This window comes from Myxococcus sp. CA051A, assembly GCF_013336705.1.
Lineage (GTDB): Bacteria > Myxococcota > Myxococcia > Myxococcales > Myxococcaceae > Myxococcus > Myxococcus llanfairpwllgwyngyllgogerychwyrndrobwllllantysiliogogogochensis.
Genome location: NZ_JABUMS010000001.1, coordinates 153,688 through 169,211, shown reverse-complemented (window position 1 = coordinate 169,211; position 15,524 = coordinate 153,688). Strand labels below are relative to the sequence as shown.

11 protein-coding genes and 1 pseudogene are annotated in these 15,524 nt (G+C 70.0%); 9 read left to right on the top strand and 3 right to left on the bottom strand.

From position 1 onward, the window contains the following. Window positions 1–197 precede the first annotated feature (197 nt). Complete coding sequence (locus HUA74_RS00590) at window positions 198–947, top strand: Uma2 family endonuclease (RefSeq protein ID WP_254614275.1); 750 nt, start codon at window positions 198–200, stop codon at window positions 945–947. Between the two features lie 21 nt (window positions 948–968). On the opposite strand, the gene HUA74_RS00585 is transcribed toward HUA74_RS00590, so the two are convergent. Together HUA74_RS00585 and HUA74_RS00580 are read right to left on the bottom strand one after the other, a co-directional pair. Further along, a complete protein-coding gene (locus HUA74_RS00585; protein WP_141647923.1) occupies window positions 969–1,709 on the bottom strand; it encodes a HAMP domain-containing protein in 741 nt (246 codons plus the stop codon). After that, on the bottom strand, window positions 1,706–2,455 hold the full coding sequence (locus tag HUA74_RS00580; RefSeq protein WP_174453006.1) for a HEAT repeat domain-containing protein: 750 nt from the start codon (window positions 2,453–2,455) through the stop codon (window positions 1,706–1,708). The genes HUA74_RS00585 and HUA74_RS00580 overlap by 4 nt, the downstream gene beginning before the upstream one ends. A gap of 158 nt (window positions 2,456–2,613) precedes the next feature. Between HUA74_RS00580 and HUA74_RS00575 the strand changes: the two genes are divergently transcribed. The 7 genes and pseudogenes from HUA74_RS00575 to HUA74_RS00545 all read left to right on the top strand — a co-directional run bounded on the left by HUA74_RS00575 (window position 2,614) and on the right by HUA74_RS00545 (window position 13,280). Then, window positions 2,614–3,411 (top strand): hypothetical protein, encoded by a 798-nt coding sequence (locus tag HUA74_RS00575; protein ID WP_174453005.1) that lies wholly within the window; start codon window positions 2,614–2,616, stop codon window positions 3,409–3,411. A 292-nt stretch (window positions 3,412–3,703) separates the two neighbouring features. Beyond that, window positions 3,704–4,144: an acetyltransferase gene (locus tag HUA74_RS00570; RefSeq protein ID WP_141647926.1), complete on the top strand. Its 441-nt coding sequence runs from the start codon at window positions 3,704–3,706 to the stop codon at window positions 4,142–4,144. Between the two features lie 164 nt (window positions 4,145–4,308). Continuing rightward, complete coding sequence (gene alaS, locus HUA74_RS00565) at window positions 4,309–7,005, top strand: alanine--tRNA ligase (protein ID WP_174453004.1); 2,697 nt, start codon at window positions 4,309–4,311, stop codon at window positions 7,003–7,005. Beyond that, a complete protein-coding gene (locus HUA74_RS00560; protein WP_174453003.1) occupies window positions 7,002–7,667 on the top strand; it encodes a hypothetical protein in 666 nt (221 codons plus the stop codon). The genes alaS and HUA74_RS00560 overlap by 4 nt, the downstream gene beginning before the upstream one ends. Further along, a pseudogene (locus HUA74_RS45305) lies at window positions 7,664–7,912 on the top strand (TIGR02266 family protein); the annotation flags it as partial. The gene HUA74_RS00560 and the pseudogene HUA74_RS45305, both read left to right, overlap by 4 nt. Before the next feature lie 3,060 nt (window positions 7,913–10,972). After that, complete coding sequence (locus tag HUA74_RS45300) at window positions 10,973–12,535, top strand: Hsp70 family protein (protein WP_371817196.1); 1,563 nt, start codon at window positions 10,973–10,975, stop codon at window positions 12,533–12,535. 160 nt (window positions 12,536–12,695) lie between these two features. After that, window positions 12,696–13,280, top strand: a complete 585-nt coding sequence (locus HUA74_RS00545) for an outer membrane beta-barrel protein (RefSeq protein ID WP_246137894.1) — start codon at window positions 12,696–12,698, stop codon at window positions 13,278–13,280. Window positions 13,281–13,290: 10 nt separating this feature from the next. Here HUA74_RS00545 and HUA74_RS00540 read toward each other — a convergent pair whose 3' ends face one another. Continuing rightward, window positions 13,291–14,634, bottom strand: a complete 1,344-nt coding sequence (locus HUA74_RS00540) for a glutamate--cysteine ligase (protein WP_174453002.1) — start codon at window positions 14,632–14,634, stop codon at window positions 13,291–13,293. 61 nt (window positions 14,635–14,695) lie between these two features. Here HUA74_RS00540 and HUA74_RS00535 point away from each other — a divergent pair, with 61 nt between their 5' ends. Continuing rightward, window positions 14,696–15,511 (top strand): EI24 domain-containing protein, encoded by an 816-nt coding sequence (locus tag HUA74_RS00535; protein WP_174453001.1) that lies wholly within the window; start codon window positions 14,696–14,698, stop codon window positions 15,509–15,511. Window positions 15,512–15,524: the final 13 nt, after the last annotated feature.

Sequence of the window (15,524 nt, the reverse complement as noted above, 5' to 3'; positions counted from 1 at the left end):
TGGAACGCGATTCACGCGCATTGCTTGATTTCTGCTTCAGAGCGCGCGCGATTGTGCATGGCCCACGCATTGCTCATCCGCCTCGGGCATTGACGCGCGAGGCTGCCAACTCCACGCTTTGAAGCATGGGACGGCACGCGGACAGAGTTCGTGGTGACGCCTTCCCTCGGGCGCCCACCCAGGAGGCGTGGGACGCGATGGGGCCCGAGGAGAGGGCGCAGGTGGTGGAGTCACTGCCGGCGGAGGTGACGTACCGGGAGATGTCGCCGCCCGAGGGGGACTTGCATCAAGACGCGAAGCACCGGGTGCTCGATGTGCTCAGGCATCACTTCCGTCATCGGCGGCGCAAGGCCTACGTCGGCTCGGAGCTGCCCGTGTATTACCCCGGGGAGCGCCGCTTCGCGCCGGACCTGCTGGTGGTGTTCGACGTCGAGCCACACCCTCGTGAGAAGTGGCTGGTGAGCCATGAGGGCAAGGGCCTGGACTGGGTGATGGAGGTTCACTCGGGCGGCAACCGGAAGAAGGACGCCGTGGTCAACGTGGAGCGGAACGCGCGGCTCGGCGTCCGCGAATACTTCATCTACGACGCGGGTCGGGAGCGACTGGAGGGGTTCCGGCTGAAGTCCGCCAAGGACAGGACCTATGTCCCCCTTCGGCCGAAGCAGGGACGGTTCACCTCGAAGGTGCTGGGGCTCGAGTTCGAGGTCCGTGGCGACAAGATGCTCGTCTGGGCCGGTGAGACGCTGTTGCTCGAGTCCACCGAGATGATTGACCAGCTCAAGGCCCGGATGGAGAAGGCCCGGCTGCGCCGACAAGCGGAGGCCCGTCGACGTCGGCAGGCGGAGACCCGGCAGCGACGTAAGCTGGAATTGGCTCTCAAGGACGCCGAACAACAAATGGCGAAGATGCAAGCCGAGCTCCGCAAGCTGCGTCCCCGGAAGCACTGACCGGGGACGGCTGCGCGGGGCTCAGGCCTCCAGGCGCGCGCGGAAGCGGGACTCCAGCGCGCGCAGCTCATCGAGCGACTCTCCCGGCACACCGGAGCGCTCCGCCGTCTCCAGCGCCTTCGCCAGCACCCGAGCATCCTCTTCGCTCTGGTCTCGCAGCTTCTGCATCATGCTCCGCGTCGCGTCGAACAATTCCCGCAGTTCGTCGCCGTCGCGCAGGCCGTACTGCGGCGGGCGCAGCTTGCCCTCGTACACGTCGCCCACCATGCGCCGGATGCGCAACAGCGGCCCGGCCACCCGGTGCGTCACGACGATGGTGCCCATCGCCACCACGGCGATGAAGCCCACCAGGAAGGCCCCCAGCACCCACCACGTCGCGCGCTGACGCCACTCCAGCTCCGCGCGTTGCTCGACGATGGCGGCCCGCTCCGCCTCGTAGGCCGCGTCGATGCCTTGCGCCTTCTCCCGGAAGGTGGCCTCGAACGTCGGGTCGTCCATCCGCGCGAGCAGCTCGTTGGACAGCGTGGCGCCGGACAACTCCCGGCTGACCTCGGCGGCCCGGGAGCGGGCCTCCACCGCTGTCGCCGTCTCCCGCATCAGCGCCCAGGCGGAGCGCACCAGGAACACGCCCAGCAGGGCCGACAGCACCACCGTCACTCCAACCATGTACGCGGTCAGCTTGAGCTGGAAGCTCGTATCCAGGAGGAAGTTACGCCAGCGCCGCTTCGGGGCCGCCGCGTGCGCCGTCGTGCTTGTCGTCATGTCTCGTTGCTCCACTCGAAGGTTTCCGCTGCTTCCTCCACCGCGCGCGGCACCAGCGCCTTGAGGAGGTCCGCCGGCTGCGCGCCCGCGGCCTTCACATCCACCTGCCCCAGCAGGGACAGGTCCGGGTAGCTCAGGCAGACGATGGCCACCCGCAACCCGCCTCCCTCCATCGCATGGACCTCCGGGGTGATGCGATAGCCATGCAGGCCCAGCTTCTTCAGCGCCCCCTTCGCCGCCGCCTTGGACTCCTTGGCCGGCGCCAGCAGCGCGCCCCGGCGAATCAGCCGCGAGCGCAACCGCGCCTCGGTGGCCTTCACCAGCTCGGCCGGCAACGAGCGCGTGAGGTCCTTCATCCCCTCCAGCGAAACGTAGAAGCGCGGAGGTCGTGCCTGGTACTCCTTCAGCGCGCTCACCGCCTCGCGCACGGCAGCCTGCACCGTCGCGTCCGCCTCCGTCTTGTGGGCCTCCAGACAGGGCAGCGCGGAGGACTCCTGCAGCTTCGCCAGGGACTTGGCGACGGCCGCGCGCACCAGCTCGCTCGGGTCCTTCAGGCCGCCACACAGGGGCGTCACGGCCTCCGGATCCTCGGTGGCCCCCAGCACCAGGGCCGCCTGGGAGCGCGAACGGGGGTCCTTGCCCTGCGTGAGTTGGCGCCCGAGGAACGCAAGGCGGGTGTCCCCCTGGGCGAGGGTCACACCGGGCACGACGAGCAACACGAGGAGGGGGAGGGCAGGCAGCCGCATGGCGGGGACGACGGAGAGTGTAGCGCCGTCTGCCCGCTGACGAACAGTTGCAGGATGCCCGGTCCACGCACACCCACCTTCCCTGCTTGCGTAGGCAGGGTGGATCCGACCTGGGGCCATCCTGGGGTAACGTGCGCACGTCCAGGAGGGCATGCCCGGTGTCATTCGCTTCCCGGTTGGAAGGTCTGCTGCAGCAAGTGGGGTTGAGCGGCGTGGTGGAAGAGGTGCGTTCGCGCCTGGGCTATGCGCGCCCGCAGGCCCCTTCCCGCAACGGTGCCGACCATTCCGCACCCCGTCACGTGGATCGGCGGGACTCGCCGTCCCCTGCCCCCGTGGCCGTCGCGCCTCCCAGCGCGCCAGAGTCCACTCGCGTCGAGCGCACACCGCGCCCGCGCCCCATCTCCGAGGCGGACGGCCCTCCCGCCGAAGCCGTCGCCGCCGAGCCACCGGCGCCTCGTGCCTCGAAGGTGGCGAAGAAGACCCGGGCCGTGAAGTCCGCGAAGCCCGCCACCGCCAAGGCCTCCGTCACGAAGTCGGGCAAGAGCCCGGCCCGGAGCAAGGCCCGCGCGAAGAAGCGCGAGGCAGCTCCCGCGTCCCCAGCGGCATCCTCGGCGGACACGGGTCAGGCCGTGGGCCAGCTGATGGAAGCGCTCCGCGCGCACCCTCGTCACGAGGAGCTGCGCTCCGCGGGCAAGCTGAAGGATCAGCTCGTGCGCTCGCTGATTCCGCTGTACCTGGCCCGGGCGGTGGAGCTGGACCTGGAAGTGACGTCGGGGACGACGTCCCGCTTCTGGGGCGAGCTGGGCGTCACCTACGCCGCCCCCAACGCCGCGAAGGCCCTGCGTCTGCACGCCGGCTACGCGCAGGACACCAAGAAGGGGAAGGCCATCACTCCCAAGGGCGTCCAGTACGTCGAGGAGGCCCTGAAGCGGCTGCGCGAGAGCGCGGCCTCCTGAAGCACGCGCCCCCGTGAGCCACCGAGCCGAGTGTCCGCCCGGTGGCACTCCAGGGCCAGCGCGGACCGTCGGAGGTTCGCTGGCGGACGCTCCCCAGGGCCTCTCGAACGAGCGGCTGGCCCGGGCCAGGAGGTCCCCTAGATTGGCGCGGAGCGATGGCCACGACGCGCCCTTCACCCTGGACGGCTTCCCTGTCTCCCCCCACCTCCCTCCTCGGGATGGCGAGCGTGGGCGAGGACCGCCTCCAGGCTGAGACGCCGTCCGGTCGCTGGGGGGTGGCGCGCGGTGGGGCATGGGCCCGGACGCGCTGACCTTCTACCGGGCCGCGAGGCGGCTGAAGAGCCTGGGTGTGCCCGTGCTTCCGAGCATGGTGGCCGCCGTGGGTGACCGGCTGTTGCACTGCCACGTGGACATCGACGCGCGCCTGCACGCCTCCGTGGGGCTGGGTTACGGCGGCGTGGGCGTGGTGGTGGCGCCGGGGGTGGAAGTGGGCGAAGGCAGCTTCCTCTCCCAGAACGTCAGCGTGGAGCCGAGGCGCGGCGAGGCGGGAGTCCCCCGCATCGGCCGCAACGTCTATGTGGGCGTGGGCGCGCAGATCATCGGCCCGGTGACGGTGGGAGACGGCGCGGTGATTGGCGCTGGAGCCCTGGTCATCTCGGATGTGCCCCCCATGGCCGTGGTGGCGGGAGCCCCCGCCCGGGTGGTGAAGCAGAAGGCCGCGAACGGACACTGAGGGGCGGACCCCACGCGGGCGTGGCGCGGTGTTTCCCGCCCCCCACCCCACCTGCCGTCCAGGCGTGCCAGGGCTGTCGGAGTCCCCCCTCCCGGGCCGTCCTCCCCCTCATGCAACCTCCAAGAACTCCTGCGCGGCCTCCTCTTGTGGCATATACCCGCACCATGCCTTCCGCCCTGACCGCCTCCGAGATTCGCGAGGCGTTCCTCAAGTTCTTCGAGGAGCGTGGACACCGCCGCGTCCCCTCCTCCTCACTGGTGCCGGCGAACGACCCGACCCTGCTGTTCACCAACGCGGGCATGGTCCAGTTCAAGGATGTCTTCACCGGCCGCGAGCGGCGCGACTACAGCCGCGCCACCACGTCGCAGAAGTGCGTGCGCGCCGGTGGCAAGCACAACGACCTCGACAACGTGGGCTACACGGCCCGGCACCACACGTTCTTCGAGATGCTCGGCAACTTCTCCTTCGGCGACTACTTCAAGGCGGACGCGATTGCGTACGGCTGGGAGTTCGTGACGAAGACGCTCGGGCTCGACAAGGCGCGGCTGTCCATCACCGTGTTCAACGGCGAGGATGGCATCCCCTGGGACGAAGAGGCGTTCGAGCTATGGGCGCAGCAGGGCGTGTCTCGCGACCGCATCTACAAGCTCGGCAAGAAGGACAACTTCTGGTCCATGGGCGAGACGGGCCCGTGCGGTCCCTGCTCCGAAATCCACTATCACCAGGGTGACGACATCCCCTGTGTCGAGGAAGCCGCGGGCCGCAAGTGTCAGGGCGTCGCGTGCGACTGCGACCGGTGGCTCGAAATCTGGAACCTCGTGTTCATGCAGTTCGAGCGCAAGGAGAAGGACGCGCCGCTGATTCCGCTGCCCAAGCCGTCCATCGACACGGGCGCGGGCCTGGAGCGCATCGCCTCCGTTGCGCAGGGCAAGCGCTCCAACTACGACACGGACCTGTTCCAGAACATCATCGCGAAGGTCGTCGAGGTCTCCGGCAAGCCGTATTCGCAGGAGACGGGCGCCTCCCACCGCGTCATCGCGGACCACGGCCGCGCGGCGGCGTTCCTCATCGCGGACGGCGTGCAGCCCTCCAACGAGGGCCGGGGCTACGTCCTGCGCCGCATCATGCGCCGCGCGATCCGCCACGGCACGCTGCTGGGGCTGGACCAGCTCTTCTTCTTCAAGGTCGTCGACCGCGTCATCGAGGTGATGGGTGACGCGTACCCCGAGCTGCGCGAGAGCCGTCCCTTCCTGCTCAAGGTCTCCGAGCACGAGGAGGAGAGCTTCCGGCGAACGCTCAGCCGCGGCATGAAGATGATTGAGGAGAACGTCACCCGGATGAAGAAGGCGGGCGAGACACTGATGTCCGGCGCGGACGTCTTCCTGCTCCACGGCACCTACGGCTTCCCGTGGGACCTGACGCAGATCATCCTCCGTGAGCACGGGCTCGACGCGGACATTCCCGGCTTCGACGCGGAGTTGGTGAAGGAGGCCGAGCGCGGCAAGGGCGGCGAGCTCAACAAGGACAAGGCCGTCGGCGACGTCTACCTCAAGCTCGTGGAGAAGCTCGGGACCACCGAGTTCCTCGGCTACGAGGGCGAGGGCCACGAGGGCGAGGGCAGCATCCGCGCGATGATTCGCGACGGCGTGGAAGTGGTCCAGGCGTCTCAGGGCGACAAGGTGGAGCTGGTGCTGGACCGGACGCCCTTCTACGGCGAGTCCGGCGGTCAGCTCGGCGACAGCGGCAACATCGTGGGCCACGGCGGCAAGGCGGTGGCGCAGGTGAAGGACGCGCAGCGTCCGGTGCCGGGCCTCATCGTCCACTCCGTGGAAGTCACCGAGGGCACCTTCAAGGTCGGCGACATGGTGCAGACCGCGGTGGACGTGGAGCGCCGCAAGGCCATCCGCTCGAACCACTCCGCGACGCACCTGCTGCACAAGGCGCTCAAGCTGGTGCTGGGCGAGCACGTGAAGCAGGCGGGCTCCGTCGTGGCACCGGACTTCCTGCGCTTCGACTTCTCGCACTTCGGGCCCGTCACGGCGGAGCAGGCGGAGAAAGTCGAGGACCTGGTCAACGGCTGGATTCGCGACAACGCCGCGGCCGAGACGCGCGTCATGGCGCTCGAGGACGCGAAGAAGTCCGGCGCGGTGGCCATGTTCGGCGAGAAGTACGGCGAGACGGTGCGCGTCGTCACCGTGCATCCGGAGTCCACCGAGCTGTGCGGCGGCACGCATGTGCGGCGCAGCGGCGACATCGGCCTGTTCAAGCTCTCCAGCGAGAGCGGCGTGGCGTCCGGCGTGCGCCGCATCATCGCGCTCACGGGCGTGGGCGCGCTCCAGCACGTGCGCGAGCAGGAGCACGAACTGCGCAAGGCGGCCGAGCTCTTGAAGACGTCCCCCAAGGACGTGGTCAAGCGCGTGGAAGCGGCGCAGAAGCGCGTGAAGGAGCTCGAGCGCAAGGTCGAGGAAGTGGCCGTGAAGGCGAACACTGCCGGCAGCAAGGACCTGCTGGAGCAGGCGCGCGACGTCAACGGCATGAAGGTGCTCGCCACGCGAGTGGACCCGGCGGACGACAAGGTGTTCCGCGGCATGGCGGACCAGCTTCGCGACCGCATGCGATCCGGCGTCATCGCCATTGGCGGCGAAAAGGACGGCCGCGCCATCATCCTCGTCGCGCTGACGAAGGACGTGGTGGCCAAGGGCATCAGCGCGGGAGACCTCGTACGAGAGATGGCCAAGGAGGTCGGCGGCAAGGGCGGCGGCAAGGCCGACATGGCGCAGGCTGGCGGCCCCGACGCGTCGAAGCTGCCCGCCGCGCTGGAGAAGCTGTACGAGCTGGTGAAGGGAGCGGGCAACGCGTGAGCGCTCGCGCCTCTCTCGTGCTGGCGCCGGTGGCGCGCCTCCTGGCTGCGGCCCTCCTCATCGGGGGCTGCACGAAGGAGGAGCCCTCGTCCGAGGCCCTGGGCACGGCGGATGAGCGCACGCTCCAGAAGCTGCGGCAGGAAGTGGACCGGGTGAACCAGGGGGGGCGCCAGGCCCATGGACCCGAGGCCACCCGGGGCGCGCCGAACGCCCAGCTCGCGGGACTCGCCGCGGGACTGGAAGAGGCCGCGCCCCGACAGTTGGGCGTGCCCGAGGGCAACGCCACGGTGCATGTGGACTCGGTGGCGGTGAAGCTCACCGGGCTGGAGTCCTCTCACTCGGCGAAGGGCTCGGGGAAGATGAGCGTGACGACGGAGGAGCTGTTCCTCCGCGTGCAGTTCGTCACCCAGAACGTGGGCCCGAAGCCCGTGACGCTGGACCTGGAGTCAGTCACGGTCGTGGACGCGCAAGGCGCGTCGTATGTGCTGGCCCGGGACGCGCAGGTGCTCGCGGGAACGCGGCCGCTGCGCCGCACCTGGGCCCCTGAAGAGCGCGCCGACATCATCCTCCTGTTCGAGCTCCCCCCGCCGGCCCTGCGGGAAGGTGCCCTGCACCTGATCATGCAAGGGACGGGGGGAGAGGTGCGGATCCCCCTGCGATGAGCGGGCTTGTGTCCAAGCTGCTTCCGCTGCGCATCCGCCTCCCGTACAGCACGGAGGAGGAGTTCGTCGACAAGTACGGCTCGAACGTGGCGCGCGGAGGCGTGTTCGTCGCCACGCGTGCCCTGAAGCCCGAGGGCACCGGACTGGCGTTCGAGTTCGTCCTCGCGGATGGCACCCGACTGCTGCGCGGCGAAGGCGTGGTGGTGAAGTCGCAGGTGGACGCAGGCGGCGGGCGCGCTGGGATGACGGTGCGCTTCGTGAAACTGGACGCCGCGAGCAAGGCGCTCGTCGACCGTGTGGTCGCGCGTCGGGCCGCCCCCGAGCCGCAGCAGACCGTCCCTGGGCTGGTTCGCAAGACGCAGGCACCCAAGCCGGTTCCAGTCCGCCCACCCGAGCCGCCGGCGCAGGTAGCGACCTCCCAGGATGAGCGCGGCGAGGCGGAGAGTCCTCCTGCTGCTCCGGAGACCGGACCGCGCGGTCTCTTCGCCACCGAGGCTGCTCAAGGCAGCTCCTTCGCCACCGAGAGCGACCACACCCCGGAGACTCCGCAAGGCGGCCACTTCGCTCCAGCGACCGATGAAGCCGGGACGCCCAGCGAGGCACTGAGCCCACACACCGGAGATACCGCACGGCACGTCGAGGACACCGCTCCTCGCCTGTCACCCGAAGCGGAACCGCCAGTGCAGCACCATGGCCAGGGTGAGCCGTCGGATGCGGCTTCGTTCAACGCGAGCGCCGCCGACACGTCTCCAGGACTCGAGAACACGACCGAGCAGGCATCGTCCTCGTGGACGGAGAGTGCCGCGGCCACGGCGTCCGCATCCTCCGAAGCCACCTCTCTCGCCGCTGACGAAGATCGCGCACTCGACTTCGACATCACCGCGAGCTTGTTTGATCCCGATGAGGACGAGCCCTCGACAGGGAGTGAGCAGGGCACGGGGCACGGGTCGACGGAGCAGCCCTCACAGGCGCCAGCAACGGACGAGCGCATCCTGGACGCAGGAACAGCCCAGGCACCCCGCGACCTCTTCTCTTCCTCGGAAGCAGCAACGAGCGCGGTGAGCGCACCCAAGCTCGGTGCGGCCCATGCGTCCGATGCTTTCGACCAGGAGCACGACCCAGGCGCGAGGAACGCGGCCTCCGGAGCCGGCGCCGAGGAACAGCCCTCGAACTTCGCGTCCTCGTCGATTGACGCGATGGAAGCGGGCTCGAGCTTCGAATCGGGGACCTCCGCGAGCGTCGCACCCGAAGTCTCCTTGAATCGCTCCGGCGCGGGAACTTCGGGTACCACCGAGGACACGTCGTCCGAGGTGCCCTGGTTCGGAACGCCGGAGGTCCCAGCCTGGGAGGCCAGTCCCTCCGAGGTGACTGCCCCTCCCCCTCTCGACGCAGCCACCGGGATGTCTCGGGGCACCGAGGAGCAGGCTTCGCCCTCCAGCCGTCAGGGCGCCGACGACAAACGCTTCGAGCCGACGAACACCTCCGGGGCACCGTCTCACGCAGTTGCTGCGTCTTCTCGCGCCGAGTCGACCCCCACGTCGCCCATCGAGCCCACGAGCGACATAGACCCGTGGGGCATCACGGCCAGCTCCAGCGGCACTGAATCAGCCATCACGGAAGAGCCCTCGACTCAGTCGCTCGCTTCGCATGAGGAGGCCATGGTTGCCACCGAGGCAGCCGTGTCCATGGACCTGCGGGCACGTACCGAGTCGCCGAACAACACGACCGTCCCTATCTTCACTGCTCACACCCAGACCAACGTCGGCACCGACATTGAGTCCACGGCAGCGGCACTGTCGCGCATCGAGAACGCGGCGTCGGAGGCAGCGCAAGACACCTCGGCACGTGCTGAGTCGTTCGCCACTTCAGCGGCCCGGTCCTCCACGAATTTCCCAGGTCGCACTGAACCAGCAGTCACGCCGTCCGCGGCAAGGACCGAGCTGCCCGCGACCCAGGACGCTCGCGCCTCCAGGGAGCTTACGGCTCGCACGAACCCAGCAGTCGCCCCGACCGAACGGGCATCCACGGGGCCTGCCGTGCAGGCGGCGTCTGAGGCGCTCGCCGTCACGAAGACCACAGCGGCAACTACGGCAGGTCCGGCGCCCGCAACCTCAGTGGACTCCATGGAGCCAGCCGCACTGCGGCCGGACGAGGCTCCCGCCGACACGGGTACCCCAGCAACAGCTACGGCGCCCACAGCCGAACAGTCCTCCACCGTGCCAGTTGCACACGGATTGACCGAGGCGCGCACCGACGGAAGCGCGTCCGCCGCCGCAGCGAAGACAGGCGCTCCGACAGCGCACTCCGAGCATGCGGCACAAGTCACTACGGAGGCCACCGTACTCGGAGCGACCGAGGCACGCGCCAACGCCTCCACCTCCGAAGCATCACCGACCGCGAGCGCTGAGTACGCAGCACGAGTCGCTACGGAGCCCACCGCACTCGAAGCGCCCGAGGAGCGAGACGCCAGCGGCGCCACCTCCGAGGCATCACCGACCGCGAGCGCTGAGTACGCAGCACGAGTCGCTACGGAGCCCACCACACTCGAAGCGCCCGAGGAGCGAGACGCCAGCGGCGCCACCTCCGAGGCATCGCCAACTGCGCGCGATGAGCACGCAGCACGAGTCGCTACGGGGCACACCGTACTCGGAGCGCCCGAGGCACACGCCACCTCCAGCGACTCCACCTCAACACCATCGCCAACTGCGCGCCCTGAGCACGCAGCCCGAGTCGCTACCGAGCCCACCGCACCCGGCACAATCGAGGCACGCGCCACCTCCAGCGACTCCACCTCAACACCATCGCCAACTGCGCGCCCTGAGCACGCAGCCCAAGTCGCTACCGAGCCCACCGCACCCGGCACAATCGAGGCGCGCGCCACCTCCAGCGACTCCACCTCCGCGACATCGCCGACGCCACGCTCCGAGCACGCCGCAGATGGCCTCAAGGAGCCCGCTGCGCTCAGTTCGACCGAGACTCGAACCAGCACCAGCAACTCCGCCTCCTCGACGGAAGCAACGGCCTCCGCCACTCAGCCAGCCACCACGGCCGAGCAGGCCCCCACGACACTGGCCTTTCAAGCCAGTAACACGGGTCCCACCGACCAGTCCCCAGGGGCCACCACCCCCGCCCCTGCTCGCGCGGAGCCAGCCCCCGCCACCTCGCCGCGCCCCGTCACCGAGGCACGCACCGAACCCACCGAGCCACCCGCCCCCCAGGACGCCGATACCGCGCGCAATCGCCGCCGTGCGCTCCTGGAGGTCCCTGTCTCCGCGCCTTCCACCTCCTCCTCCGTTCCAGAGGTGGTGCTCGGCATCGACCTGGGCACCTCACACGCCCGAGTCGCGGTCTTCCACGAAGGCGTCGCTCGACTCGTTCCCCTCCCGGGCACGGACGGCCACGAACTTCCCGCGCTCGTCGCGGTGGACGGCAATGACGAGCTGCTCGTCGGCCCGGCGGCTCAAGTCGAAGCCATGCGCGCTCCCCGCCGTGCCGCGCCCGGCCTCATGCGTCTGCTCGGTCTGCGCGCGCGCTCCCCTCGACTCCGCGCCCTGGCCCCACAACTCCCCTTCCCCGTCGCGGCCGACCCGAGCGGAGATGCCTGCGTGGAGCTCGGTGGCCGGCTCGTCGCCCCCACCCTCTTCACGGCCCTGCTCCTGCGCGAACTCAAGCACGCCGCCACGACCTTCGTCGGACGCAAGGCCACCCGCGCCGTCATCTGCGCCCCCACCCACTTCACGGACCGCCAGCGCGCGGCCCTGCGTGACGCGGCCACCCTCGCGGGGCTCGACGCACAGCGCATCCTCACCGCCCCCGCCGCGGCCGCCCTGGCCCACGGACACGGACGCGGCCTGGCTCGCAAGCGCGTGCTCGTCATCGACCTGGGCGGCGGAGGACTCGGCGTCGCCGTGGTGCAAGTCACCGGCGACGACCTGGAGGTCATCACCACCGGCGGCGACCCCACGGTGGGTGGCCTGGACTTCGACGCCCGCATCGCGGAAGCCCTCGCCAGCGACCTCGCGGACCAGGGCATTCCCCGCCCTGAACACGCGCTCGATTGGGGCCCCCTGCGCACCGCCGCCGAGGCCGCCAAGGTGGCCCTCTCCGAGCGCGAACAGGTGGACGTCACCCTGCCCTCGGGCACCGTGCCCCCGCTGACCCGCGAGCGCATGGAGGCCCTCACCGCGGACCTCGCCCAGCGTGTGACGTCCGTCGTGCGCGAAGTGCTCGACTCGAACGCCCTCTCGCCCCAGGGCCTCGACGCCGTGCTGCTCGTGGGCGGACAGGGACGCACGCCCCTGGTCCGCCGCCGGCTGGAGGAAAGCCTGGGCGTCCCCGTGCGCGACGACGTCGACGCCCGAGGCGGCGTGGCCCTGGGCGCCGCGCTGCTCGGCCGCGGAATCGTGCTTGCTGAAGGCGGCAAGCCCGCCGCTTCCGTCTCCGAGGTGCTCTCCGCGCCCATTGGCGTCGCCGAGCGAGGAGGCACCCTGCGCCGAGTGCTCGAGCGCACGACGCGACTGCCCGCCGGCAAGACGCTCGTCATCCCCATCGCTCCAGGCCCCCTGGAGCTCGCCCTCTTCCAGGGCCCCTCGCCGCTCGCGGCGGAGAACGAATACCTGGGTCGGCTCTCCCTCAACGTGGAGCGCGCGGGCGAGGTGGAGCTGCACTTCTCGCTCTCCGCCGACGGAGCCCTCTCGCTGGAAGCCACGCTGCCCGGAGTCCGCCGCCAGCCCGTCTCCCTCTCCCTGGAGGACCTGGACGACGCGGGGCGCGAGGCGCTCGTTGCCCGCTCGCCGCTGATTGGCGAACCCGAGGCGCGTCCGGGCGGCCTGCTGTCCGGGTTGAAGAAGCTGTTCGGCCGCCGCTGAGCGCCTTCCCGTCCGGCTCCTCGAGGGCCCTGCGGTCCACCGCCAACCCAGCGGGCCCTCTCTGTAGCCGACTCAACGGATGCCCACCTTGTCGCTGACCGAAACTTCGGGGAGGTATGCGATGCGACGTTCGATGGTGGGAGGAGTCGCCGTGGCTGCCATGGCTCTGGCGAGCCCGGCTTTCGCGATCGAGGCCCAGCGAGTGGCCGGGGCCTTGGACATGAAGAAGGAGCCGGAGGTCGGCATGGACGTGCGACTGGGTCTCGGCAGCTTCACGGGAGACCTGGGCGAGGACGTCGGCGTGGGCGCCACGTTCGGCATCAACGCCGACGCCCAGGCGTGGAAGTACGTGGGAATCGAGGTGGGCTATGAGCTGCAACGCCTGCCCATCGATTCGCGTCGAATCGACGACGAGGATGCGGGCCTGTGGCGCAACAACTTCGGCGTGCTGGCCAAGGCCGGGCCGCTCATCGACCAGAAGTGGCGGCCCTTCGTCGGCGCGGGCTTCGGCCTGAGCTACCTGGACCCCTCCGACGGCGCGGACGACGTCTACCAGAACGACTGGATGACCGAGATTCCGCTCGCCGCCGGCGTGGACTATCGCTTCGGCAGCGTCCTGTTCGCGGGGGCCCGGGCCACCTATCGCCTGCTGGGCGGCGAGGACGTCGTCGACCGCCCAGGCACCAACAGCGCGGCGAAGGGCAGCCTCTTCAACGCGAACCTCACGCTGGGCGGCCGCTTCTAGCGGCCTCGCTTCACACGCTCGCCAGCGAGAGCACTGTCTCGGGGCGTGGGTCCTTCGCCCACGCCTCGAGCAGCACCGCCGCGGGGGAGCGCTTCGACGCGGCCACTTCCGCCAGCGGGTCCAGGAGGGGCGCGTCCGCCGCGTCCAGGCGCAGCAGGCCCCGCCGGGCAATGCCCACCATCTCCTCCGCGAGCCGGTACAACTCGTGCGTGCCCAGCTTCCCGGCCAGCCCCTCGCGGCGCGCGGTGTCGTGGAAGGCCAGGTGCTCGGTGTACGTGAGCTTCGGCAACAGCCGCTCCGCCTCGTCCAGCGCCGTGGCGTCGTAGAGGATTCCGCGCCACAACGCGCCCAGCGCGCCTGTCATCGCCGCGTTTCCACAGTCCGCGCCGCGTACCTCGACGACCTTCTTCAGGCGCACCTCGGGGAAGAGCGTGGAGAGATGGTCGGTCCAGTCCGCCAGGTCCGGGGGCTGTCCCTCGAAGCCCTGCTCCAGCAACTGTCGGAAGGTGAGCTTCGGGTGCAGGTACTGGCCCTCGCGGCGCAGGAAGAGCAGCGGCGCGTCCATCGCCCATTCGACATAGGCCCGGTACGAGAAGGAGCCGTCGAAGAACGCGGGCAGGTAGCCACAGCGCGTCGGGTCCACCTCGTCCCAGACGCGGTTGCGGTAGGACAGGTAGCCAGAGGGCTTGCCGTCCACCAGCGGGCTGTTGGCGTACAGCGCGTTCATCACCGGGGAGAGCCGCGCCACCACCACCGTCTTCCGGACACAGTCCGCCTCGTCCTTCCAGTCGAGCGACACCTGTCCGGTGGCCGTCATCAACATCATGTTCAGCGCCAGCTGGCCCCGCTCCGGCAGGGTGCGCCGCATCACCAGGTAGCGCGACTTGGGCATCCACGGCATCGTCGCCGTCGTGCCCGTGGGGCGGTACCCCATCGTCACCAGCCGCAGCCCCAGCTCCCCCGCCGCCGCCTTCACCTGCTTCAGGTGGGCCAGGTTCTCCGCGTGCGCCTCGCGCGCCGTGTGGAAGGGGCTGCCGGACAGCTCGAACTGTCCACCCGGCTCCAGGGAGATGGTCGCCTCGCCGCGCTCCCGCTGGAGGGCGATGACCGGGGACTCGGGCGTCTCCCGGAAGGGGACATAGCCCTCGGGGGCCAGCCGGTTCAGCAGGGCCCCCACTCCGGACGGACCCTCGTAAGGGACAGGAGCGTCTGAACCCACGGGGAACAGCAGCTTCTCGTGTTCCAGGCCCAGACGAAGGTGGCCCTGGGGCTTCTCGGCGGACCGAAAACCCGACACCAGCAGGTCGACGGAGGTGATCGGCTCGGAGTTGGCGCGCTTGAGGTCGAGGGACATGAGCGCGCCCTATATAACGTGTAACTCCAGAGCCGCTTTCGATTTGCACACCGGCCCCGCCATGCCCCCCCCATCCCCCATCCCTTCCATCTCCCCGCAGCCCCGCCTGGCCGACTTCTTCCAGGGGCTGGGCCTGCTCGGCCGGGCCTTCGGCCTCATCTTCCGCTCCCGGCGCCTCTTCGTCCTGTCCGCCCTGTGCGCCGCCGTCACCGCCGTCGCCCTGGTGGGGCTGGCCTGGCTCCTGTGGCACTACGCCCCGGGGGCCCTGGGCTCCCTCTGGACCCAGCCCGAGTCCTGGTATGGCCGGGGGGCCTGGTACACGGTGCTCGTCCTGTCCTGCCTCGTGCTGTGGGTGGTGGGCGCCAACATCGTCCCCCCGCTCCTGCTGGCCCCCCTCCAGGACCCCCTCTCCGAGGCCACCGAGGCCCTCTGTGGGGGAGGCGACGGCCCGCCCTTCACCCTGTCCAGCTTCGTGCGGGGCATCGTCACGGGGCTTGCACACACCCTGGCGCGGCTGTTCTTCCTGCTCGCCGGGCTGACGCTCCTCTTGCCGCTCCACCTCTTGCCCGGGGTGGGCAGCCTCTTGTGGACGGTGCTCGGTGCCCTGTGGACCATGACCTGGATGGCGGGCGAGTTCCTGGCGGCCCCCATGACGCGTCACCTCTACCCTTTCGCCGAGGTGAGGCGCATGCTCCGCCAGCGCCGGGCCCTTACCCTGGGCCTGGGAGCGGGCGTCTACCTGCTCCTCTGGGTTCCCATCCTGAATACCTTCTTCCTGCCCGTGGCCATCGTCGCCGGGACGCTCATGTACCGAGGGCTGCGCGAAGCGAACCTTCTGCCGCCTCCGCCCACGAGCAGCCAGGGGGCGCTGCCCTGAAATAAACGCCTCC

Excerpts from the sequence above, each read along its gene's own strand:
- HUA74_RS00535 (WP_174453001.1), top strand. The coding sequence starts at position 14,696 with ATGCCCCCCCCATCCCCCATCCCTTCCATCTCCCCGCAGCCCCGCCTG.
- HUA74_RS00585 (WP_141647923.1), bottom strand. The coding sequence starts at position 1,709 with ATGACGACAAGCACGACGGCGCACGCGGCGGCCCCGAAGCGGCGCTGG.
- HUA74_RS00540 (WP_174453002.1), bottom strand. The coding sequence starts at position 14,634 with ATGTCCCTCGACCTCAAGCGCGCCAACTCCGAGCCGATCACCTCCGTC.
- alaS (WP_174453004.1), top strand. The coding sequence starts at position 4,309 with ATGCCTTCCGCCCTGACCGCCTCCGAGATTCGCGAGGCGTTCCTCAAG.
- HUA74_RS00580 (WP_174453006.1), bottom strand. The coding sequence starts at position 2,455 with ATGCGGCTGCCTGCCCTCCCCCTCCTCGTGTTGCTCGTCGTGCCCGGT.
- HUA74_RS00545 (WP_246137894.1), top strand. The coding sequence starts at position 12,696 with ATGGCTCTGGCGAGCCCGGCTTTCGCGATCGAGGCCCAGCGAGTGGCC.
- HUA74_RS00570 (WP_141647926.1), top strand. The coding sequence starts at position 3,704 with ATGGGCCCGGACGCGCTGACCTTCTACCGGGCCGCGAGGCGGCTGAAG.
- HUA74_RS00590 (WP_254614275.1), top strand. The coding sequence starts at position 198 with ATGGGGCCCGAGGAGAGGGCGCAGGTGGTGGAGTCACTGCCGGCGGAG.